Annotated in this window: 19 protein-coding genes and 1 pseudogene; 9 read left to right on the forward strand and 11 right to left on the reverse strand. The window is 58.5% G+C overall.

Annotated features, from left to right (window positions below; all coding sequences use genetic code 11):
* Positions 1-433: 433 nt before the first annotated feature.
* Genes C6P64_RS12325 through C6P64_RS12335 form a run of 3 tightly spaced genes read right to left on the reverse strand, consistent with a single transcriptional unit; the run spans position 434 to position 4,922 of the window.
* Positions 434-1,507 (reverse strand): patatin-like phospholipase family protein, encoded by a 1,074-nt coding sequence (locus tag C6P64_RS12325; protein WP_211296846.1) that lies wholly within the window; start codon positions 1,505-1,507, stop codon positions 434-436.
* Complete coding sequence (locus tag C6P64_RS12330; protein WP_105748867.1) at positions 1,504-3,768, reverse strand: anti-phage 6A-MBL system cap2_3 protein; 2,265 nt, start codon at positions 3,766-3,768, stop codon at positions 1,504-1,506. The genes C6P64_RS12325 and C6P64_RS12330 overlap by 4 nt, the downstream gene beginning before the upstream one ends.
* Positions 3,768-4,922 carry an anti-phage 6A-MBL system MBL-fold protein gene (locus C6P64_RS12335; RefSeq protein WP_105748868.1) on the reverse strand — a complete coding sequence of 385 codons (1,155 nt, stop codon included), beginning with the start codon at positions 4,920-4,922 and terminating at the stop codon, positions 3,768-3,770. Before C6P64_RS12335 ends, C6P64_RS12330 begins: the two co-directional genes overlap by 1 nt.
* A 63-nt stretch (positions 4,923-4,985) precedes the next feature.
* Here C6P64_RS12335 and C6P64_RS12340 point away from each other — a divergent pair, with 63 nt between their 5' ends.
* The 6 genes from C6P64_RS12340 to C6P64_RS12365 are packed head-to-tail and all read left to right on the forward strand — an operon-like array spanning position 4,986 to position 13,570.
* Positions 4,986-5,630, forward strand: a complete 645-nt coding sequence (locus C6P64_RS12340) for a restriction endonuclease subunit S (RefSeq protein WP_245911716.1) — start codon at positions 4,986-4,988, stop codon at positions 5,628-5,630.
* A 23-nt stretch (positions 5,631-5,653) separates the two neighbouring features.
* Positions 5,654-7,180: a type I restriction-modification system subunit M gene (locus C6P64_RS12345; RefSeq protein ID WP_245911717.1), complete on the forward strand. Its 1,527-nt coding sequence runs from the start codon at positions 5,654-5,656 to the stop codon at positions 7,178-7,180.
* Positions 7,173-8,330 carry a virulence RhuM family protein gene (locus tag C6P64_RS12350; RefSeq protein WP_146115914.1) on the forward strand — a complete coding sequence of 386 codons (1,158 nt, stop codon included), beginning with the start codon at positions 7,173-7,175 and terminating at the stop codon, positions 8,328-8,330. Before C6P64_RS12345 ends, C6P64_RS12350 begins: the two co-directional genes overlap by 8 nt.
* Complete coding sequence (locus C6P64_RS12355) at positions 8,320-9,510, forward strand: restriction endonuclease subunit S domain-containing protein (protein WP_146115915.1); 1,191 nt, start codon at positions 8,320-8,322, stop codon at positions 9,508-9,510. Before C6P64_RS12350 ends, C6P64_RS12355 begins: the two co-directional genes overlap by 11 nt.
* Positions 9,507-12,818: a type I restriction endonuclease subunit R gene (locus C6P64_RS12360; protein WP_105748871.1), complete on the forward strand. Its 3,312-nt coding sequence runs from the start codon at positions 9,507-9,509 to the stop codon at positions 12,816-12,818. Before C6P64_RS12355 ends, C6P64_RS12360 begins: the two co-directional genes overlap by 4 nt.
* Before the next feature lie 2 nt (positions 12,819-12,820).
* Entirely contained in the window at positions 12,821-13,570 is a 750-nt protein-coding gene (locus tag C6P64_RS12365) for a M48 family metallopeptidase (protein WP_105748872.1), read from the forward strand.
* A gap of 219 nt (positions 13,571-13,789) precedes the next feature.
* Here C6P64_RS12365 and C6P64_RS12370 read toward each other — a convergent pair whose 3' ends face one another.
* The 8 genes and pseudogenes from C6P64_RS12370 to C6P64_RS12410 all read right to left on the reverse strand — a co-directional run bounded on the left by C6P64_RS12370 (position 13,790) and on the right by C6P64_RS12410 (position 18,290).
* Positions 13,790-14,767 (reverse strand): hypothetical protein, encoded by a 978-nt coding sequence (locus tag C6P64_RS12370; protein ID WP_105748873.1) that lies wholly within the window; start codon positions 14,765-14,767, stop codon positions 13,790-13,792.
* Positions 14,768-14,872: 105 nt separating this feature from the next.
* Positions 14,873-15,184: an HU family DNA-binding protein gene (locus C6P64_RS12375; RefSeq protein ID WP_105748874.1), complete on the reverse strand. Its 312-nt coding sequence runs from the start codon at positions 15,182-15,184 to the stop codon at positions 14,873-14,875.
* Positions 15,185-15,198: 14 nt separating this feature from the next.
* Positions 15,199-15,837 carry a GIY-YIG nuclease family protein gene (locus tag C6P64_RS12380; protein WP_245911718.1) on the reverse strand — a complete coding sequence of 213 codons (639 nt, stop codon included), beginning with the start codon at positions 15,835-15,837 and terminating at the stop codon, positions 15,199-15,201.
* Positions 15,838-16,159: 322 nt separating this feature from the next.
* Positions 16,160-16,552: a hypothetical protein gene (locus C6P64_RS12390; RefSeq protein WP_105748877.1), complete on the reverse strand. Its 393-nt coding sequence runs from the start codon at positions 16,550-16,552 to the stop codon at positions 16,160-16,162.
* Between the two features lie 66 nt (positions 16,553-16,618).
* Entirely contained in the window at positions 16,619-17,134 is a 516-nt protein-coding gene (locus C6P64_RS12395) for an AAA family ATPase (RefSeq protein ID WP_105748878.1), read from the reverse strand.
* Between the two features lie 14 nt (positions 17,135-17,148).
* A pseudogene (locus tag C6P64_RS18790) lies at positions 17,149-17,274 on the reverse strand (AAA family ATPase); the annotation flags it as partial.
* 168 nt (positions 17,275-17,442) lie between these two features.
* Positions 17,443-17,688: a hypothetical protein gene (locus C6P64_RS12405; RefSeq protein ID WP_105748880.1), complete on the reverse strand. Its 246-nt coding sequence runs from the start codon at positions 17,686-17,688 to the stop codon at positions 17,443-17,445.
* Positions 17,685-18,290 carry a ParA family protein gene (locus tag C6P64_RS12410; RefSeq protein ID WP_105748881.1) on the reverse strand — a complete coding sequence of 202 codons (606 nt, stop codon included), beginning with the start codon at positions 18,288-18,290 and terminating at the stop codon, positions 17,685-17,687. The genes C6P64_RS12405 and C6P64_RS12410 overlap by 4 nt, the downstream gene beginning before the upstream one ends.
* A 435-nt stretch (positions 18,291-18,725) precedes the next feature.
* Between C6P64_RS12410 and C6P64_RS12415 the strand changes: the two genes are divergently transcribed.
* The 3 genes from C6P64_RS12415 to C6P64_RS12420 all read left to right on the forward strand — a co-directional run bounded on the left by C6P64_RS12415 (position 18,726) and on the right by C6P64_RS12420 (position 22,440).
* Entirely contained in the window at positions 18,726-19,703 is a 978-nt protein-coding gene (locus C6P64_RS12415) for a hypothetical protein (RefSeq protein ID WP_105748882.1), read from the forward strand.
* A 345-nt stretch (positions 19,704-20,048) separates the two neighbouring features.
* A complete protein-coding gene (locus tag C6P64_RS17975; RefSeq protein WP_146115916.1) occupies positions 20,049-20,354 on the forward strand; it encodes a hypothetical protein in 306 nt (101 codons plus the stop codon).
* Positions 20,355-20,406: 52 nt separating this feature from the next.
* The gene (locus C6P64_RS12420) at positions 20,407-22,440 is read left to right on the forward strand and encodes an AAA family ATPase (protein WP_105748883.1); all 2,034 of its coding nucleotides are present in this window, start codon (positions 20,407-20,409) and stop codon (positions 22,438-22,440) included.
* Positions 22,441-22,539 lie beyond the last annotated feature (99 nt).

The following is a 22,539-nucleotide window of genomic DNA, read 5'->3' on the forward strand; positions in this document are numbered from 1 at the left end:
ATTCTTTCAGAAAACTTAGTATCAGCCTCTTTAGTCATAGGCGGTTTCAAGGAAGTGGCGATATCTGCTAATGCCTCAATCAGATCCATGACCTCGGGAATGAACCGTTGCATGTCTTACCTCTCATGTATGTACCTCTGCATCGCCGCGAGCCCCGCTGTCACGATGACGTAGGCAGGGCCAAATAGGTATAGCGCATCAAGGGACCATTGATGTTTCATGTGAGATTGACTTTCACGCACGTTGAAACCCCTTCGGATGCCGCCCTGACGATGACCTACTTGCTTGCCATATATGCGCCGCTCGGCGTCCAGTGGAAATCGCTCAGGGTCTTTTCACCAGACACCACCGTATTGGTGCCCAGCAGCACCGTCACGACGAACCGGTGCACCGCGTTGAGCTTTAGCAGCGTGTGCTGACCACGCGCTACACATCACAGCAGTCCATACTCCGTCCGAACGCGCTCCGTAACCGCAAATCCGTGGGCGGCGATCTTGTCAAAATCGTCGCAGTGCAGGCGGCGTAAGGTCGTTGGGAATGAAGAGGCGAACTCTGCCGATTGGCATTTCTTATTCGACGAAACTGGCGTATTGATGTTCAGGTAGGAGCCGAATGACGGTTCCTGCCGGAGGTAATGCACCAGAGTGCGTACGCGCAGTGAGCGCGCTTGGTCCGACATGATGTCAGCAATGCGCTTGAGTCGAAAAGCATTGAGTGGCCCCATGTCAAAACCCGGTGCTAATGGCGCACCAGCATCAGAGCAGACCAGGTAGCAGCCCTCTTGCTTTGGCACCTGGCGGCCTGCGTCAAAGAAGGGCTCTAGACCCATGTTGTCGTAAATGCCACCGTCGTAGAGATGCAGCCGATGAAATGCTGGGGTCGTTGGCTCGGCAGCCTCAACGGGTGCATCCCACTCGCGCCTTCGCCATTCATAGAGGCCTGTCTCTAAAGTCAAGGGGCCAAAGCCGCCGGGAAAGGCTGCAGAGACTGCCAACGCACTCGCCAATGGAAAGTGCATTGCCGAGGCGTAGCCCAATGTGTATTCACCAATGTCGCGGCGCTTGAAGCGGAACCGCTTTCCGCTTTCAGCGGTGGTCCCGTTGATCGACCATTCCGGCAGCTCAGGTAGATCGGAGAGGGTGGCTGTAACCTGCCATTCATGCCGAAGCGTCAGTGCCAGCAGATTGGCTCGAGAGAGCAGGAACCGCCAGTTGAGCGGGTTTCCCAGCTGTCGTACCGCACCCCACTGAAGGCTGCGCGCGCACAGCGCCCCTCGCAGTGAGGGTAACGAGTGCGACAGAAATCGCTCGGAAGTCGGCCAGCGCATTCCGTTCTGCTGAAGCAGCAGTCCGACCAGCAGACTACCCCCTGATACCGTGGAGATCCGTTCGACGGAGTCCAGCAGACCTCGCTCAGCAAAGTGCCTCAAGACGCCGAGGTGAAACACCATGGCCCTGATGCCGCCACCTGACAAAGCTAACGCGATGGGCTTGTAAGAAGCGGTCACGATCTCACCATCCCTTGGAGAACTCGAATGTCATCCTCTCCCACGATGAGTTGAAGCGCAGGGAGCCCGTCGCCATGCATGCCCAGACTGATCTCTACCAGTTGGACCAGATCATCTCGGCTAGGCGTGGCTGAGTGTCCGGTAGGATGGCTATGCCATTCGCCAACGTAACCAACGATCTCCGCGGTTCGTGCCGAAGCCTCTTGGACAGCCTGCAGCATGCCGTCTGTTCCACGCTCGAAGGCGCCAGGGCTTGCTAGACTGCCCGAAGGCGCTGGCAGCGCATCGACGAGCACGATGGCCCCAACGTTGAAGTCGTGGTAGCCCAGCAATACACCACCGGTTTCATTCGGCAGGGCGGCAAGTCGCAGCGACTTCAGGTGTGCCGTCAATCCCTCGTCGTAGAAGACAGTCAGCTCACCAAATTTTAGGCAGTGCTCGGCAGCCGGATTCACGTCATAGACCGAGACGCCTCCGGTCTCGGGGTCGCGGTCCCAGATCCGGATGAAGGCCTCCTCAAAGCGGCTGCGCAACATAACTTGCTCGGCCAACGTGCTGCCGTGAACTGCAATGCGCGAGTACGGCATGGCTACCGAGATGTCCCGGCAACCTGCTCCGCTCCAGTACGTTCCGAGGTTGCCTTCCAGGTGCTTGGCGCCCCAGGCGTGGCGAATCAGAGTGCGGTAATACTGGGCTTCCAATGTACGTAGACGCACGGCGCGGCCCTGGTCTTCAAGCATCAAGACCGACCCGTTGCCGTTGGGCGTTACAAACACCGTGGCGTGCCGCGGCAGCTTGTCCTGGAAGCTGGCTTGACGCGGGTACTCGAGAGCAGCCGACGCGTCTACCACCAACTCGGCATTCGTCAGTGCCTCCTGCACGGCTGTGGCGCTGAGGTCGCATGCGTCTCCTCTGACTGAGGTGACTTTGGCAGCTCCCTCGGTGGCTGCACCACTCAGCTCCGCCACAACGTCACACTTGAGCTCTCCGACATGCTGTGCGAATGCGACGTGTCTGACCAAGTTGTGCGGCTTGACATGGTCCTTGTCGATGATCGACCAACAGCCCCATCTGGCGCGGATCCACAGGTTCAGCATGGAGCTACCGAGCGAGCCCGCCCCAACCAGCGCACCGCGCGGTCCTTCATCGTTGAGGCTGGACTGCTTGCGCGCGGCAGCGCCATCAGGGAACTGCAGCACGTCCATCGGAAAGACGGGTTCGCTCTTCCACTCGGTTGCCGGATCTCGCGCCAGGACGGACCCCTGAACTTCAACGAAGTAGCGCCGGTCGTGCAGGTACAGGGCTCCGGCCTTCACGCCTAACTGGTGCAAATCACCTTGGATCAGAAAGGCACGGCGGGCAATTCGCTGCACCTCGCCGCCGGCTTCGCGCAGCATAGGGATATGCAGGATGATCACCACGAAGGAGTTAGTGGCACCAACAGGTACGCCCGCGCTTCCAACGCCATCGCTCAGCGCCGCAATCAGCTGCGGCAACAGCTCCACCCCTCTCCTGGCCAGCAGGTCCGACAGATCACCGAGGGTCGTGGGATCACGCTCAATAAAGCCCTGCACCACGGGAGGGAGCGGCAATTCGATGTGCGATGCCAAGTTCGTTGGCACGCTGTTACGGTCGCCGACAGGCTTCAAGAAGAAGGTGCCACCGCCGTCTGGCCTGACCGAGCTACGCACGACGGTCATCTTCACGTCGCCAGCGTTCCGAAGTGCGTCGAGGTTCCATGGCAGCACGAGCTCGAACTTGGAAGCGAAAAACAAGTGCTCCACGGGTTGGTCGGCCGGGTGTAGTTCGCCCTTGGCGCTTTGCTCCAACCACCACTGGATGCGACGCAGGAACCGTTGTGGCGTCCACGTCCTCGTCACGGTCGGGGTAGGCTCGAAGTACAGGCAAAGGCTGGCCGCCAAATCGCGCGTGCCTTGGTTCTGGTGGATCAGCACTGGGAACGACTTGCGAAGCGCAAGCACCTCGACCAGTGCCGCCGGATCCTCCGGTACCCGCAGGGCAAGGCGTTCACGGTACTGGATGCCCGCAGGGTTCCTGGACGGCACACCATCACACTCGATGTCAACGACCAGGACCTCGATCCGCCCTGCATCTGGCATCATGCGCGACAGCAACTGCACCAGCGTGTAATCGGCCGCATTTCGCACTGCAGCGACCAAGTCCTGCGCACGGCGCAGGACCAGCATCTCAGGGTGAGCCACTTCCCTGAAGCCGGCCAGCTCGTAGAACTCCTCGCTCATCACCCGGCTCGCGACGGTCGGTTGGCCACGATGGCGGGGGCGCCTATCAGTGCCGTCTTTGTCCAGGACACGCCGCTGGCGGTCACGTCGAACACCAAGGGTTCAGGCTTCGTGGCGTTGGGCTCCTCCATGGTCACGAGGAACTTGCGGCCCTTCACCTCCTTCAAGTACCGCTCGTAGGCCTTGCGCGCCTGGATGTGGGGCGGCTGGATCTGGCCGTAGGAATCTTTCACGTCCACGACCGGTTTGCTGCAACTGACGATATACGAGTCGCGCTTGCCTGCCAGCAGCAGTTCCTTCACCAGCGGCTTTGGTTTGGTCTCTTTCTCGTCCTTATCATCGCTGAGCGACAGGTAGCTGCAATGGTGAGGGATGTTGATCAGGTCCCAGGCTAGACGATCGTCGTTCTTGTGGAACTTCGTGATGCTCACGATGTCCTCCAAGTCTTCCCAGTGCGCATCCCCGACTTCGAGGTAGTCGAAGGTGCTGGTGCCTACCGACAGTCGGACGTTGAAGACCAAAGCGGCTGAGTTCCGGATGAAGTCGCCATTCTCATAGTGCTTCACGAAGGGCGAGTGGCAGAAGAACTCAGCGCCGTCGGCCGACAGGCTGAAGCCGGGCACCAGCTTGCCAGCGTCGATGAACAGATGGTCACGAGCGTTGGCCGCCTCGCCCCTCTCCTTGAGCTTTGGAACGAGCCAGTCCACCAGTGCCTGCGGCTTCGAAAAGACCAGGATGCCCTTGCCCTCGAGCAGACGATGGCGGGCTTCCTGCCGGAGGATGACGAACTCTTCACTTTGCTTGTCGTGGGACGCACTCTCCAGGATCATCGCGGCCGGCACCCAAAGTTGCCGGATCTTGATGCGGCCTGCACCCTGGTACTTGGCCGCATGTTGCAGTTCGAAGAACTCGGTGCTGCCCTGAATATGGTCAGCATCAGCGTGGGTGAACGCCACCACGTCAAAGTAGTCGCGCTCCGCAGCGTCCAGCTCTTCCTTGAGCCGCTTCTTCAGATCGATCTCGGGTAGCTCCTCGCTATCGGCCTTTTTGCGGTGGCAGAAGTCGAACAACACCCGACGTCCTTGGCTGAGCACGAGCTGTGACGTGTCGCCGTTGCCTACTGGGTAAAAAATGATCTGGTGCTTCTCTGGCATATGTATCCTCACTGATTTAAATTGCATCAATGCGTTTGATGCGATTTAGATGTTGGATTTTGCTTGACAAAAACCACTGAGTCAAGCGATAATTTATGCATCATGTCGATTGATGCTGTTTTTTTTCCACTAGGCTCCGTAGCTACCGTCCGGTCCGGCTACCCCTTTCGCGGTTCCATCGAAGAGTCGGCCAAGGGTGACGTCCTGGCCGTTCAGATGAAGGATGTGGACCTCGAAAGGGGCGTCAGCTGGCCCGGTGTCATTCGCACCTCACTGGCGGGTCGTAAGGAGCCAGACTGGCTCAAGGCCGGTGATGTGCTGTTTGTCTCCAAGGGCGCGCGCTTCTATGCCGTCTGTATCGACGAGCCCCCAAACCCTGCGGTCTGTAGCCCCCACTTTTTCCATCTCGAGGTTGCCCCGCAAGGGCCGCTGTTGCCCGCCTTCTTAGCCTGGCAGATCAACCAGCCGCCATTCCAGCGACAGCTCCAGCAAGCGGCAGAGGGCAGTAGCCAGCTCAGCATCCGCCGGCCCGTGCTGGAGTCGCTGAGCCTTAGCGTGCCGCCTTTGGTAGACCAGCATCGAGTCGTGGCGCTGGCCGAACTCGCGCGCAAAGAACGCAGAGCCCTATACCAACTCATCCACAACCGAGAGCGCCAACTTCAGGCACTCGCCGAAGACCTCGCCCAGTCGGCCCAGGCTTCGCACTAAACAACCTCAAAACTCAGAACACCATGAACGCCACCGTCATGCAAACCGCTGCTGTCAGCCAAGACACGATTAACGCCGCCGTCTGGAATGCCTGCGACACCTTCCGAGGCACCGTGGATCCCAGCATTTACAAGGACTTCGTGCTGACGATGCTGTTCTTGAAGTACGTGTCGGATGTCTGGCAGGACCACTACGACGCCTACAAGAAGCAGTATGGCGACCATCCCGAGCTAATCGCGGAAATGCTGAAGAACGAGCGTTTCGTGCTGCCAGCCAGCGCGAGCTTCTATGCACTGCACACCCTGCGGCACAGCCCCGGCAACGGCGAACGCATCGACAAGGCGCTGCACGCCATCGAAGAGGCCAACATCACCAAGCTGCGCGATGTGTTCCAGGACATCAGCTTCAACTCCAACAAGCTGGGAGACGAGCAACAAAAGAATGACATCCTGCGCCACCTGCTGGAAGACTTTGCTATGCCAGAGCTGGATTTGCGCCCCAGCCGTGTTGGTCAGCTCGACGTGATCGGCAACGCCTACGAGTTCCTCATCAAGAACTTTGCGTCCACCAGCGGCAAAAAGGCTGGCGAGTTCTACACCCCACCAGAGGTGTCCACGCTCATGGCACGCCTGATGATGCCGCAAGAAGGTGACGAAATCTGTGACCCCACCTGTGGCTCCGGATCGCTGCTGATGAAGTGCGGCCGCCTCATCCGCGAGAACACCGGCTCACGCAAGTACGCCCTCTATGGGCAGGAAGCCATCGGCAGTACCTGGGCCCTGGCCAAGATGAACATGTTCCTGCACGGTGAGGACAACCACCGCATCGAGTGGGGCGACACCATTCGCAACCCCAAGTTGCTCGACAGCACTGCCAGCCTCAAGCACTTCGACATCGTGGTGGCCAACCCGCCTTTCAGCCTGGAGAAGTGGGGTTTTGAAGGAGCTGATGCCGACAAGTTCAGCCGCTTCCGCCGTGGCGTTCCCCCGCGCACCAAGGGCGACTATGCCTTTATCTTGCACATGATAGAGACCATGAAGCCGGGCACCGGCCGCATGGCCGTCGTCGTGCCGCACGGCGTGCTGTTCCGTGGCGCGGCAGAGGGACGCATTCGCCAGAAGCTTATTGAAGAGAACCTGCTCGACGTGGTGATTGGCCTGCCCGAAAAGCTTTTCTACGGCACCGGCATTCCGGCCGCCGTGCTGGTGTTCCGCAAGAATAAGGCCGACAACAAGGTGCTGTTCATCGATGCAAGCCGCGACTTTGAAGCTGGCAAGAACCAGAACCTGCTACGCGAAGCCGACCTGCAGCGTATTTTGAACACAGCGCAAGCACGTCAAAGCGCCGACAAGTACGCCTACCTCGCCTCGCCTGCCGAGATCGCCGAGAACGACTTCAACCTCAACATCCCACGCTACGTGGACACCTTCGAGGAAGAAGCCGAAATCGACCTGATAGCCGTGCGCAAAGAACGCGAGCAGCTCAAGGCCGAGCTGGCCAGCCTGGAAGCCCAGATGGCCGTCTACCTGAAGGATCTGGGCTATGAGTAAAGCTCACAAGCCCAGTGCCCCGAGCACAGCGATTTACGCGCCAGTTGACCTCGACGGTTCGATTAGTGCCGAAAGCCAAGGCGAGTTCGTTCTCTACACCACCGAAGATGGTCTCACCCGTGTCGAGATGCGGGCCGAAGATGGCTCGCTGTGGCTCAGCCAGGCCGAAATCGCCTCGCTGTTCCAGAGCACGCCACAGAACATCACCCAGCATGTGAAAGCGATCTATGCTGAGGGTGAAGCCGATCCCGAGACAACCTGTAAGTCCGGCTTACAAGTTCGCCAGGAGGGGGGCCGACAGGTCCGCCGTAACGTCCGCTTTTACAGCCTGGAAGTCATCCTGGCTGTGGGCTACCGGGCGCGCTCTGCACGCGGCACCCAGTTCAGGCAATGGGCCACGGCCCACTTGAGCGAGTACCTGCTCAAGGGCTTCGTTCTCGATGACGAACGCCTGAAGAACCCGCCCGTAGGCGACTCGGTGCTGCCAGACCGGTTCGGTGAACTGCTGGAACGCATCCGCGACATCCGCGCCAGCGAGCGCCGCATGTACTTGCGGGTGCGTGAAATCTTTGCCCTGGCGGCTGACTACGCCCCCACGCTGCCCGAGACCACGACCTTTTTCCGCATCATCCAGAACAAGCTGCACTACGCCGTGTCGGGCCAGACGGCCGCCGAGATCATCCGCAATCGCGCCGATCATACCCAACCCAACATGGGCCTCACTACCACCCGCAAGGGCCAGGTGCAAAAGGCCGACGTGGGTGTGGCCAAGAACTACCTAAACGAGCAGGAGATCACCGAGCTGAACCGCATCGTCACCATGTGGCTGGACTTCGCCGAAGACCAAGCTACGCGCCGCAAAGAGATTTTCCTGAAGGACTGGGCGGAGAAGCTCGACGCCTTCCTCAGATTCAACGACCGCCAGGTGCTGGTGGGTGCAGGCAAGGTGTCTCACAAGCAGGCCGTGGCCCATGCGCAGAGCGAGTACGAGCAATTCGCGGCGCAGCGGCGTGCGGCGCTGGAGGCGGATGGAGAGGCATATGCAGTGCGTATTCTTGGTACGGTGGCAACGGACGAAAGTGCTTTGGCCGAGTTAGGCAAGGTGGCTAAGCAGCTAACAAAGAAGAAGGGAGGTCACGATGGTGCCTGATGATCTGAAAAAGTGTCGGTTTGGCGACTTGTTTGAGAGCCGCCGAGAGCGTGGACGAGCAGAGGTGCCGTTGATTTCAGTGACTCTTAATAGAGGTCTCGTAAATCGAGAGGACCTCGACCGCAAACAAGACTCGGCGCTTGCGCCCGAGGACCACCTCCTCGTCAAGCCAGGTGACATTGCTTACAACACCATGCGGATGTGGCAAGGAGCGTTCGGACTATCTGACCGTGAAGGCATGATCAGCCCAGCGTACATCGTGCTCAAGCCAAGGGCCAATGTTGACCCTGCCTATATTGCACAGCTGCTACGCACCCCACGGATGCAGCATCTTCTGTGGGCCTACTCATATGGCCTGGCTGATGATCGCCTCAGGCTGTATTTCGACGACTTTGCGGCGATTCCAGTGGTGATTCCAAGGTTTGAAGACCAGCAGCGCATCTCGTCCAAGCTGGCCCTGTGGGACAAGGCCGCTCAGGTTCTGGAAAAGCTCGCCGCAAACTCCCGCGCTGAAAAACGCGCGCTCCTCCATCGACTTCTACCTACGCCAACGCACTACGCGTCGTCAGGTAAGCAGGCGAAGGCGTGGAAGCTATTTCGACTCGGCGATGTAGTAGACCTGAATCCGCGAAGACCCGTGATGCCAGAGGACGGCAGAGTTTCGTTCTTGCCGATGGAGGCCGTTTCTGAACAAGGTCGCGTTGATATAAGCAGAGAGAGGCAGTACCAAGACGTTTGTACTGGGCACCCAGGCTTCAGTGACGGCGACTTGCTGGTGGCAAAGATCACCCCTTGCTTCGAGAACGGTAAGGGGGCACTGTTGGCTGGTCTGACCAATGGCGTGGGCTTTGGAAGTACAGAGTTCCATGTGCTCAGACCGAAGGGAATGATTGAGCCGCGCTTAATAGCACAAGTCCTGCAAAGCCGAGAGTTTCGGAATAGGGGGGCCGCAGAGATGGAAGGCTCTGCTGGTCAGAAACGAATCTCAGCCGACTTCCTTCGGTCGTTCCGATTCCTATGCCCCATGGACAGATCGGAACAGCTCGCGATCTGTGACTTGTTGGATACGGCTGACCAGGTGGCGCATATGTACGACCTCGCAATCGATGCCATCGTCGTCGAGAAGCGGGCTTTGCTTCAACGCGTAATGGCTCAAACTGCTTCGACCGCGGTCATATGAGCGCTACTCCTAACTCCCTCGAGCAGTACAGCGCCCACCTGCCCGCGCTGCACCTGCTGTGCAACCTGGGCTGGAACTTCCTGACCACATCACAGGCTCTGGCCTTGCGTGGCAGCACGCGCGAGGTGCTGCTCAAGGCCAGGCTAATCGAGGTGCTGCAAACCCGCCGCTACGAATACAAAGGCGAGTGGTATCCGCTGTCGCCCAGCGGCATCGACCAGATCGTGCGGGAGTTGTCTGCCCTCAGCCTAGCTGAGGGGCTCATGCCCGCCAATGAGCGGCTGTACGGCAAGCTGTCGCTGGGCATCACGGTGACGGAGTTCATGCCCGATGGCAAGAAGCACCTGCCCACTATCCCGGTAATCGACTGGGCTGACGCCAGTGCCAATCATTGGGACGTAACCGAAGAGCTGGAGGTGCTGGCAGCGCAGGGCACGCACCACCGCACGCCCGATGTTGTGGCTTACGTGAATGGTATCCCCTTGGTCGTCATCGAGGCCAAACGGCCCGAGTCGGGCGGCGGGAGTCACCCAGCCAAGGCCATGGTGACTGAGGGCATAAGCCAACACCTTCGTAACCAGCGGCCAGACGAAATTCCCAACCTGTTTGCCTATGCGCAGCTGCTGCTGTCCATCAGCCAGACCGAGGGGCGCTACGGAACCACCCATACGGCAGCCAAGTTCTGGGCCAAGTGGCGGGAAGAGGAGTTTGACGAGGCGCACATGCAGGCGCTCAAGAACAAGTCGCTGACGCCCGAAGTGCGCGCGGCGCTGTTCGAGGGCAAGCCTGCTGCGCTGGCGGCGTACTTCGACAATCTGTGGAGCGCCCCCATGCAGCCCACAGAGCAGGATCGCCTGCTGGTGAGCCTGTTGACGCCGGCGCGGTTGCTCGAATTCCTGCGCGGCTATGTGCTGTTCGACCGCAAGGTGGGAAAGATCGTGGCCCGCTACCAGCAGTTCTTTGGAATCCGGGCGTTGCTGACGCGCATCAGCCAGAAGAAGCCCGAATCGCAAGGCGGCGGCCGCGAGGGCGGCGTGGTGTGGCACACCACAGGATCGGGCAAGAGCTTCACCATGGTGTTTCTGACCAAGGCTCTGTTGCTGGTGGATGCCTTGAAGGAATGCCGCGTGGTCGTGGTGACCGACCGTATCGACCTGGAAACCCAGCTCGCCCGCAACTTCATGACGGGCGGCGCCTTCGGCTCCAGCATCGCAACACAGAAAGATGGCGAGAAGAGCAGCAGCTTGTCCGGCCGCGACCTGGCACGGCGCCTCGGCAAGGGCAACGAACGGATCATCTTCACGCTGGTGCACAAGTTCAACACAGCGTCCAAACTGCCGGAGTGCCGCAATGACTCCGCCGACATGATCGTGCTGGTGGACGAAGGCCACCGCAGCCATGGCGGTGAGACGCATGAACGCATGAAGAAGGCACTGCCCAAGGCGGCCTACATCGCGTTCACCGGCACGCCCCTGCTCAAGAACGAAAAGACGGCCAACAAGTTCGGTCCCATCGTGCACGCTTACACCATGCAGCGTGCGGTCGAGGATGAAACCGTAGCCCCACTGCTGTACGAAGAGCGCGTGCCGGAACTGGACATCAACGAAGAGGCTGTGAACCGCTGGTTCGAGAAGATCACCAGCAACCTCAGCGATGCTCAGCGCACCGACTTGAAGAAGAAGTTCGCCAAGAAGGGCGCCATCTACGGCGCTGCCAATCGCATCGAGTTGATTGCCTGGGACATTGCCACCCACTTCAACGAGAACATCAAGAAGCTTGACCTGGGCTTGAAGGGCCAGGTAGCCACCGACAGCAAGCTTGATGCCATCCGCTACAAGAAGGCCTTGGATGACACCGGTTTGGTGACCAGTGCGGTAGTGATCTCAGCCCCGGACACGCGCGAAGGCAACTCAGCGGTGGACGAGGAAACGCTGCCCGAGGTGCAGAAGTGGTGGAAGCAGGCCATGGCCACCTGCGGCAACGATGCAGAGGCCTACGAGAAGCAGATGGTGAATGACTTTGGCACTGACGGTGACCCCGACTTGCTGATCGTCGTGGACAAGCTGTTGACCGGCTTCGACGAGCCGCGCAACACGGTTCTGTACATCGACAAGCCCCTGAAAGGGCACAACCTGATCCAGGCTGTGGCACGAGTGAACCGCCTGCATGACGCCAAGCGATACGGCGTGCTGGTTGACTATCGCGGCATCTTGAAGGAACTCGACACAGCCATTCGAGGCTACCAGGACCTTGAAGCACGCACGCAAGGAGGCTTCGACATCAGCGACCTGGAAGGCCTGTATCACCAGTTCAGCACCGAATACAAGCGCCTACCGGCCCTGCATGATCGGTTGTGGTCGTTCTTCAAGGCGGTAACCAATAAGCTGGACCGAGAGCAGTACCGCCAGATGCTGACGCCGAAGTTCGTCAAGGGTAGCGATGGCGAGGAGTACGACGAGCGTCAGAAGCTGCGAGACGACTTCTACGAGGCACTGACCACTTTCGGCCTGTGCCTGCAGACGGCGCTCTCGTCGCGCAGCTTCTTCGAGGACAAAAGCTTCTCCGAGGCACAGATTGCCCGTTACAAGGCAGACCTCCGCTTCTTCACCGAGCTGCGTCAGACCGCCCGCCGCGATGCCATGGAGACGGTGGATTACAGCATCTATGAAGAGCAAATCCGCAAGCTGGTGGACAAGCAGGTCATAGGCACTGAGGTGCGCGAACCCGAGGGGGTTTACCTGGTACACCAGCTCGGCCAGGCAGAGAAGCCGGAAGAATGGTCCGAAGAGAAAACTCGCAACGAGACGGACATGATCCGCACTCGATTGCGCAAGACCATCGAGCAGGAACTGGCGGCCGACCCCTACGCGCAGAAGGTGTTTGGCGAACTGCTGCGTCAGGCCATCGCCGAAGCGGAGGCCATGTTCGACCATCCGCTGAAACAGCATGCCCTATTCAAATCCTTCGAGGAGAAGCTAGACGCCCGTGCCACCCCGGACATGCCGGATCTACTGGCAGACACGCCGCACGCGAAGGCTTACTTTGGCGCGATTCGTCTGGTGCTGGGTGAAGAGGCCTTTGCCGCACTCAGCGGTGAAGCAGTCGAAAGGTATGTACAGCAAGCTCTGGCCATGGATACCGTCGTGCGCGATGCAGTGGCCGAAAACTCCCTCAACCCGCAGAACATCGAAGCGGCCATCCGAAAGGGCTTGCTTCCATTGCTGTTTGGCAGCTTGGGCCTCGATAAGGCCAAGCAAGTCATAGAGCAAGTCATTCAGATCACCCGTGTAGGTCTCAGCAAGTTTTGAGCATGCACGTACAGGACAGTGCTACCCAGCATCGCGTGGCTTATGGTGACGAGGAAATTGTCTTCACCATACGACGCCAGCCCTCCCGCAGCGTACAGCGCGTTGCGATTCACGTAGAGCCTGACGGTCGTGTGCAGGTTGACGCGCCGAACTCTGCTTCATTGGCTGAAGTTTTGGCTGCTGTGAGAAATCGATGCCGGTGGATCAGCCAGCACATCGGCGCCGCTAAGGCACGTCTGCAACATGTGCTTCCACATGAATACGTCAGTGGTGAATCACTGCACTACCTGGGTCGACGCTACCGCCTCAAGGTGATCGTCGATTCGGCCAACGCAACTCAGGCACGTATGCGTGGAGCCTTCATCACCGTGACTGTGCCAACGCACGATCCTGCGAGGATCAGGTCAGCCCTAGAGGCTTGGTACCGCCATCGTGCACGAGAGGTCTTCACACAGCGGTTGTCGGTGATCGTTGGTCCATTGCAATGGGTTCCTGAACTCCCACCTTTACGACTGCAGCTCATGAAACGCCAGTGGGGAAACTGCTCGTCTGCAGGGCGTATCACTCTGAATCCATGGCTGGTAAGGGCGCCTAGGGAGGCAATTGACTACGTCCTACTACATGAGGTTTGCCATCTAAAACATCACAACCACAGTCGTGCCTTCTACTCGACACTGGATAGGCATATGCCCGACTGGCGGAAAGTGAAAGAAAGGCTGGACGAACGAGCAGAAGATTACCTTCGCTCCTAGCTGCATCACCAAATCTCTCGAACCATCGACGCGCTTTCTCAACGATAGGCTTTGAAGTGAATCTTCTTTGAGTTCCAAAATATAGCAATATCATATAATGATATTATCGTACGCCCAAATTTCCTAAAGGACAAATACTTCGAACTACTCGGCTTCAAGGCGAATACGGCGCTCGCACGTACAGAAGCTCGCGGTCATACCCCCATGGAACGGGCCTATTCAGTCATCGCTTACCTCGCCCCAGCCCTCATTCACAAAATCCCACTGAGGCATAAGTTCGCTCTTGAGAATACGATTTCCGTTGACCAAATCAAGGGCCGCTTCGTCGCTGGGCTCTGTCAGGTTAGGCCAGATAGCTGAATAGAGCGCCCATAGCAAGGGAGTAGCACCACCGAAAGCCTCACGCAACGTGCCGGCCAGGTCGGGAGCCCTGTTGGCCAGGCACACTCTGAGTGCAGCGGCACGCAGGTCCTCCTGAGTGGCGTGCTCGTCGTAAAAGGCATCTCTGATGTCGTCGGCGTAGTTACGCCACACCTCCTCACCAAGCCGCATCGGGTCGATGTCAAACTGGGTCACAGCCGTCGAGTAGCAGAAGTCGAAGTAACTATTTCCTGAGACTGCTTCGTAGCCGTGCAACCACCGAGCCAGCCCGAGAGCCTCCATACAGGCTTCGTAGTTGACCTGTTCGGACTCAAGGCGCCCAAAGCCAGAGCAGTGCATCAGCAATGAAAGCCAGGTCGGTATCTGATTCCTGAAGCTTTCGGGCACTAGGCTATCGCTGCCGTCGAGGATCGAACTGTACTCATCGCCAGCTTCGACTTCTACTCCCGTCCACCAAAAGTTCAGATCAGGGGCAACGAGATCCCCGAGCAGAGACTTCCATTTGAGGAAAGTAACGGCCGAGAGGTGCTTGGACGCCAGCCACCGAGTCATGACGGACTCCATTTCATCCCCGACGTATTCGTCTTCCGCCACGGTGATGACCTCAAGGTCTACATCGCGTAAACCCAAGGGAGCCAACCTCTTTTGCAAATCCTCCACCTGCGCGAAGTTAACCCCCACCAGCAGCAGGCTATCCTGGTGGCCGTCGGCCTTGCGTTGCAGCCAGCAGTTGGCCAGCTTCAACAGTTCCAGGTCTTGAAATTTCTCGCTCTCACCCTGCAAGGGGAGCACCACGGCGGCCATCACCAGCTGCATATCAAATTTTCCCTTTGCATATGGTTTCTATTTTGCAACATGCTGGGTAGGAGGGTCTATACATAGCTTCACGAAAAAAAGTGAACTACGCCTACGGGCCAGAGATCACAGGCGACGGCTTGGAGCGCGAGTCCCACAAGCACTATCAACGCTCTCTCGCAGCGCTAGGCCGGCTTTGAAGTGAACCTTCTTCTTACTCGGCACTGCTACCGACTCTCCTGTCTTGGGGTTGCGACCTAGCCGTGGAGGCTGGACCTGAATCGAAAATGATCCGAATCCTCGAATTTCTACCCGACCGCCAGACGCAAGCGTCTCATCGACTGCTGCCAGCATGGCAGCCACAGCTGCGGCTGCCTCTGCTTGCGTGAGCCTTGGAAAACGCTGGTTCAGCGCCTGAATGAGTTCGGATCTAGTCATACCGTATTATTATTTTACGAATGACTTTCCTCAGTGACCGCCCCTTCGAACTGCGCAGCTTCAAGACGAATGCGCCGCTCGTCCAGGAGTTCGCCTTCGAACATCCAGTAGTCCGATCCACTGACCGAAGTCGCCTTGTAGCCCATTGCCTGAAGAGCCTTCAGTGCGGCAGCGGACAGGCTCAAGACCTCGCCCTTGTAGCTGACCTTACCTCCGGCTAAGACGGTCACCGTGACGTCTTCATCCCGGGAGAGCACAAGGGTGTCGCCCGGATTGATCCCCAAGGCAGCCATATTGATACGCGACCGGCGCTGCTCCTTTGCCTTTTCCATGGCCTGGACTTCCACTGGGTCGATGTCTGCCTTCCCCGGCGTCACTTCCTTGAAGCCACCAATACTCAGCGCCAAAACCACCTTCTCCGGCTCAACCTTGAAAAACTCGCGCTTGGGATTGATGCGATGGTCGGCAAACAGTTGGTGGAGGGTCTTCTCGAGCTTGGCGAGGTTGACCGCTTCAGGTATCTGAGCAGCAAAGTGACACTCGAAGGGAAGCGGTACCCCGCTGGTCCCGCTCAGGTTGGCGATACGAGATTCAACGCTGTCGGTCGTCAGGCCGATTTTCACCAAACCGGGCATGGCTTCGTTGGTCAACACGTAAATGATTCCAGGCATGGTCAGCTATGGTTGGTGTTGAGACCCTGCTCGCTGAGTATTTGCAGCAGCGCCAAGACAATCCGTGGAGCACCCCGGTAGCCGTCCATACCTTCGTGCTCGTGTACCGAAAGCATCGCCTCCATGGCACGATATGCAGGACCCTCGCCGTCGTATAGACCTCGTTCTATCGCCTCGAGGTCAAGAACAAGCTGCCTCGCTCCGCCTTCTCGCTGCTCACGGTAACGGTCAGCTGCCTCTGTCCAGTACGAGTCTTCAGACCAATGTTTAGTCATATCATATGATCGTAATATCGTGCACCTAATTAGCTCGGTCGTCCGGGCTTGAGCTTAGGCACCTTGCCCAACAGCTCGTCCAGAACTTTCGCATCGAGGTCCTTCAGGGCCAGGATGCCTGCGCGGAGGAGTTCGCTGCGGTTGGGAATGACGCCTACGGTGGCCAGCCTGAGACGCAGGTTATCGATGATGGCGCTTTCCTCGGGCAGCAGAGTAAGCGACTCTCGCACTGCCTGACCGCTCCCAGGCGGGCGTTTGGCCCCAACTGCCTTCACAAGCGTTGGGGCTGTGGGGGCCGGAGCTGGGGTACCAGCAGCTGCTGTAGGTGGTACGAGGCCTCCGGTGGACATCGCCGCTTCCGCAGCGGCGAACTTATCAGGCGCCTGGGCCCCCGCCATCATTTTGTCCTTGAGCCTGTTCATATCAATCTATTCTTGTACGAGATTATCGTAATATTGTTTTATTTTATGTCATAAAGTAGCCTCCAGCTACTTCTGGCCCAACAAAGCCAGCACTTCCTTCCCCAAGGCTGTCACCTCTTGTTGCGCCTCCTTGGCGCCAGGCACGTTGAACACCGTGCCACCAAGAACGAGGCTCTGCGCGTAGGCCTGGCGCTGCCGGAACACGGCCTTGAACAGATGCCCGTGCATCGTTTCCAACACCTCGAGCGAGTCCTTCCCAAGTTGGGTACGCGGAGTCAAGGCATTCACCAAGAAGGCAACTTTGAGGTTCTCGTTGAAGACCTTCGCCCTGTCAACGAGGCCCAACGTGTCCTTGACACCCCAGATATCAGCCAAGCTGGGACGGGTTGGAATGATGACCAGGTCAGAAACCAACAGAACCGACTGCGGCACGGGAGAGGTCACCGACGGCGGACAGTCGACGATGATGAAGTCATACTGCTCGGACAAACGCTGGAGCTCGCGATGAATTTTCCCACCCGCGGCAGCCAAACCGACCACGGACGCCGGGAACGGCTTGGCATCGTCGGCCTGGGCGCCCACCTGGTTGCTGTCTGAAGCTCATCGGCATCAACGACCAGAACAGAGTACTGTTTGGCCAAGAAGCCGGCCAAAGACATGCTGCCCAGCGTCTTGCCGGCGCCGCCTTTATGGTTGCTGAACGCGATGATTTGTGCCGTCACTTGGAGATCTCTTTCGATGGCAGTCTGGTCGCTTTCTTGAAGCTCGTCTTGCTCGAGATATCGCCTGAAGGCGACCTTAAATTCGGGATTATGGGATTATGGGATTATGGGATTATGGGATTATGGGATTATGGGATTATGGGATTATGGGACCGTGATTCTATGGGATTAAGAAGAGTGCGGCATTTTGAGACGTACTCCGCGAGAGTCGCAATACATCCGCAGTGCATCATTGATGATGTCGTTCATCGTGACCCCATCCCGGACAGCAAGTTCACGGAGCTTTCTGTGGTTCTCGACAAGAGTCCGGAAGGATGTCTGGATCGTATCGCTCGACTCCCTCACCTTCTTCTTCTCGACTACGGGCTCTTCTTTGGTTGGCTTAGTGATAGCAGTGATAAAAGGATTGCTCATTTGAGAAGCTCCTCGATTAGAGAATTGATATCCGCAGCAGCCTCACCACGGGGCTCAAATTCTTGCACTGCGAGGCCCCTCGGGATCGCATTCTTGTATGCAACGCGGTCTTTTATCGAGGTTTCCGCTACGGAAATGCCGGTCATCAACAGTGCATCACGCACCATAGAATTGTTGTTTTTTTGGCGACCGTCAACCTCGGTCATCACGATAATGGCCTTCTTCCCGGTCTCTCGCACAATTTCAACCGTGTGACGTACAGCAGTCAGGTCGAACCAAGAGGGCTTGACGGGGATGATGACGAGGTCGGCGCATTCGATAGCATCGCGAGCATCTGGGCCTGCGTTCGGTGCGGTATCCACGACCAAGAGATCCAGTCCGGCCTCCTTCGCTTTGCCGACCGCGTCGCGCAAGTCGATGACATCCATCGGCACCACCAGCGGCTCCATCGTGCCGCGGATTGCAGCCCACTCTGTCGCGGACTGTTGGTTGTTTTTCGTGTCTGTATCGCTTATCGCAACACGCAGTCCTCTCATCATGGCGGCGACTGCCAAGTGGACCGCAGTAGTCGTCTTTCCGGCCCCACCTTTGAGGTTCGCCATAACCCAAACTTTCGTCACCACAAGCTACTCCAGTGATTGCTCTGTGGAAGATCATATCCCGAAAAACACTGGTATCACAGTACCATGGGATTATGGTACTTTGGGATCATGGGATTATTGGATTAAATAAACCAATAAAATCAACAACTTATGAAGAAACAAAAACCCAAAGACTAAAATGTTTTGGCGGGGTTTTCGTGTAAGATTTTTCACACTGAAAAACCAACACTCAAGAAGGAGAGCGCGAAGCAAACTGATCTGAACTGATCAACGCTCCGTAAAACGACAAAGCCCCGCTTGGGGAAGCGAGGCTTTGAAGGTCTTTGAAAGACTGGTCCAGAGCTGCAGTAGAAACCGCACCAGACCCAGAAGTTAGGTGGATTCTAGCGCAGCAAGGCCAGGATTGCATAGGCACGGATAGCTACGCCCGTAACTATGGCCACTGCCAGCCTCGAAGGCGCGCACGCGCCTGCCGTGGACTTTCCGCCTGCCATCCGCACCGCCCTGGCCAGGGTGATGGGATGCGACGGCGGGGGGTTGAACGAGCTCAACTACCGCGAGCGCAGCCTGCTCGCCAGAATCACGCGCAACGTCAGTGCGCAAGACCCGACAGCGTCCATCCGGGTGGCGGTCAGCACGCTAGCTGTGGCACTTCAGACATGCAACAAGACCATCCAGCGCACTTTCGGTAGCCTGTCCGATAAGGGCTGGATCAGGCGCGACCAGGTGAAGAAACGCTCCGGGATGCAAATCGCCGATACCTGGCTCACGCCAAAGGCCCTTGAGGCGCTGGGCCTAGTCAAGCAGGCCACCTCGCGCGCGGCGTCGGACAATATGTCCGGCGCTTCTAGGCTTTCAACAATGTCTAAAGACAGTCAGCAGATCCCAGGTCCTTCTGTTCCAGAAGCCGAGGAGAAACCGCTACCGGAAGACCTACAGCTACTCGAGAAGGTAGGCCTCAAGAGGGGGGCCATCTACAAGCTCATGAGCGAAGCCACTAAGGCAGGGCACCGGCTTGGCAACATCGTCCAGGGTGCCGCGCCGCTGATCCTGAAGGCCAGGTACGCATTTGGCTATGTGCGCTCGCTCATTGCATCCGACAAGGACTGGACCAACTATGTCTGCGCCGAGTTGCGCAAGCGGGAGGAAACCGCGGTGGTTCAGGCCGAGACGCAGGAACGCGACACTGCGCACGAACTGCTCAAGGCAGCCATGGCCAATGGCGCCATGCTTACGAACACCGCGGGCCAGACGGTCTGGCTGCTGCGCTACGAGAAAGTCTACGCCTGTCCGGTGCAAGACCTTGGGCAGCCCGAGTCGAAGCGGCGCTATGCCCTGGTCACAGATCTGGCCAGGATGGCTGAGGCTATCCGTTCGGGCAAGCTGTCGGTGTATCAGCCCAAGTGTGACTGACCGCCGTAATAGCAGGTCTGCCAGGAGCAATCCGTGGCCACGACCATGCACCTGCGTTTCGAGCCTGGCGTGGTGACCCAGGTCGACTTCGGTTCGGGGCCAATGCTTGAGCATCACGACGGGCGCATACGTCGTGCCTGGGGTGGGTGCCCTACAGATCACAGCCCAGGTGACTCGGGGGAGCATGGCTCCGGCCTCGAGCGCGAGCTCGCGCCTGTACGCGGTCACTAGGTAGGGCCGCCGAGCGCCAGACCGATGAAAAAAACTTGGTCGGATGGGTTCAAAAAAACTAGGCTTAAACCAAGGTAGTTTTTCAAAATTTATATCGCAAGTATATGATTTGTAATGAAAAGATCCGTATCTGGCGTTTGCAAGCAAGCCGGTTTCGTAGTAAATTTTCCCCGTGGCCTGCGGTTGCGCTGGCCACAAAAAGAAAAGCCCCCAGCAAGCTGGAACCTTGCTGAGGGCGTGCGGCACGGTGGGACGAGCACAATGCCTAGACTTTTCAAGTTTGTATTGTATTTGCTTGCGCGAATGCGTGCAATATTTGTTGAGTTGATAGTGGTTGTCCCATTGATTTGCCATTTTGAAATGCTTTTCAACAAATGGGACGTTCATTCAGAAGCGCGGCCACTGGCCAAAAACACCTGACGATCTGCAGATCGTTCGCAACGCCAGCAGAGCAGACCGAAGAGGGTGAAGCATGAGCGCCGCCCTTCTTCCAATCTGCGACGCTGAACGAGCCAGAGATGCCCTGTGGGCGATGGACTCCGGTTGCGATGGCAATCGCTGGGTTCGTATCGGTATGGCGGCAAAGGCCGCAGGGCTGGAGTTTGAGGACTTCGACGCCTGGAGCGCGACCGCTGGAAACTATGGGGGCCAGTCTGCAACCCGATCCCGCTGGCGTTCGTTCCGCGATGGGAAGGGCATAACAGCCGGCACACTTTTTTACCTGGCGCATGAGGAAGGCTGGCGAGATGATGCGCCGCGCCGTGTGACCCCGCAGCCTGCGCCCCAGCGCAAGCCTGAGCCTGAGCGCGCGCCGCGCTACAAGGCCGCTGAGGTTTGGGCCCGCTGTGTTCCCGCGACACCAGATCACGGATATATCGTGCGCAAGGGTGGGCGGACTGACGGGCTCGGCATTTACCCCAAGAGCGCAAAGCCGGTTCGCGTCTACAAGGATGACGTTTGGCACGACGTGCGCGGCTGGTTGACCGTCCCGGCATTCAAGCCTGATGGTGAACTTGCAACGCTGCAATTCATTTCGCCTGTGGATGGAGGCCCTAAGCTGAACCTTCCTGGCCACCGGTTTGACGGCGGGTTTTTCACCGTGGGCGAACTGCGCCCCGGCGTGGTCGCGTACATCGCTGAGGGCATCGGCGCGGCATGGTCCGCGCACGCCGCCACCGGATGCCCCGCCCTGGTGGCCTTCGGATCTGGCAATCAGACCAAGGTGGCCGCAGCAGCCAAAGCAGCAGGCGCCCGCCCGGTGATCGTGGCCGACCGTGGAAAGGAATCCCAGTGCCAGAGCGCCGCAAAGGAGCTGGGTTGCGCGTGGGTCGCCATGCCTGCCGACATGCCTGGCAATGGCGACATCAATGACATTCAGCAAGCCGAGGGGCTGGAGGCTGTGGCCGCGATACTGAGCTCTGAGCAGTCCTTCGAGCAGGCCGCAGAGCCGGCGAAGGAAAACACGCCGCACGCCTTCGCGTTTACTCGCGTGGGCGACATGCTGCACCACCTGAAGCCGATTGACTGGCTGGTGAAGGGCTACCTGGAAGCGGACAGCCTGGCGCTGATGTTCGGTGATCCAGCGTGCGGCAAATCATTCCTGGCCATCGACCTGGCCTGCGCCGTCGCCACTGGGTCCGAATGGCATGGCATGGAAACCAAGCGCGGGGCGGTGTTCTACATCGCCGGCGAAGGGCACAACGGCCTAGCAAAGCGTTTCAAGTCATGGGAGGTTCTGAACGAGCAGCCATTGTCTGACGCGCCCCTGTTTGTGAGCCACCGTTCAGCATCCCTGTACGACGCCGCCAGTGCCGAGCTGGTGAGCCAGTCCGTGCAGGCCCTGGCTTCCGGCAGTGGCCATAGCCCGCGCCTGATCGTCATTGACACCCTGGCGCGCAACTTCGGCGGGGCTGATGAAAACAGCACGAGCGACATGAACGCCTTTGTCACGAACCTTGACGCCCATTTGAAGGGCCGATTCAAGGCGTGTGTCCTCATCGTTCACCACACAGGTCACGCCGACAAGACGCGCGCCCGTGGTGCTATGGCGTTGAAAGGCGCGCTGGATGCTGAGTACCAGGTCGAGCGCGACGAGGCCGGAACGATCCGGATAAACACGACCAAGATGAAGGACGCCGAAGCCCCCGAGCCACTTTCGTTCCGCCTGGATCGCGTCGGGTTGCCGTTCGTTGATGAGGACGGGCAACAGATTTTCGGCGCTGCGTTGAAGTCAACCGACTACGTGCCGCCACCCAAGGCGGGGCGAGAGGGGCGCGGCAAGAACCAGACGAAGGCCCTGGCCGCACTGCTGGAGCTATACAACGAACACCGCGACCGCCTGGACAGCTCGGGGCTTGATCCAGAAGGGGCGCGGGTCAAGCTGGACGACTGGCGCGAACGCTGCAACTTTGAGAGCCGCAACACCTTTTGGAAGGTGAAAGAGACGTTGCAGGCAGCCGGAAAAATCCGAGTAGATGCCCTATACGTGGAGCTGATCCGGGAGTGAGCGTCTCCTTTTGCCCATCCCGAAGCGTCTCCTTTTGACTCCTTTTGTCTCCCTTTGCCCATCCCGAACCGTCTCCTTTTGACTCCTTTTGTCTCCCTT

The sequence above is a fragment of the Malikia granosa genome, assembly GCF_002980595.1.
Classification (GTDB): Bacteria; Pseudomonadota; Gammaproteobacteria; order Burkholderiales; family Burkholderiaceae_C; genus Malikia; species Malikia granosa.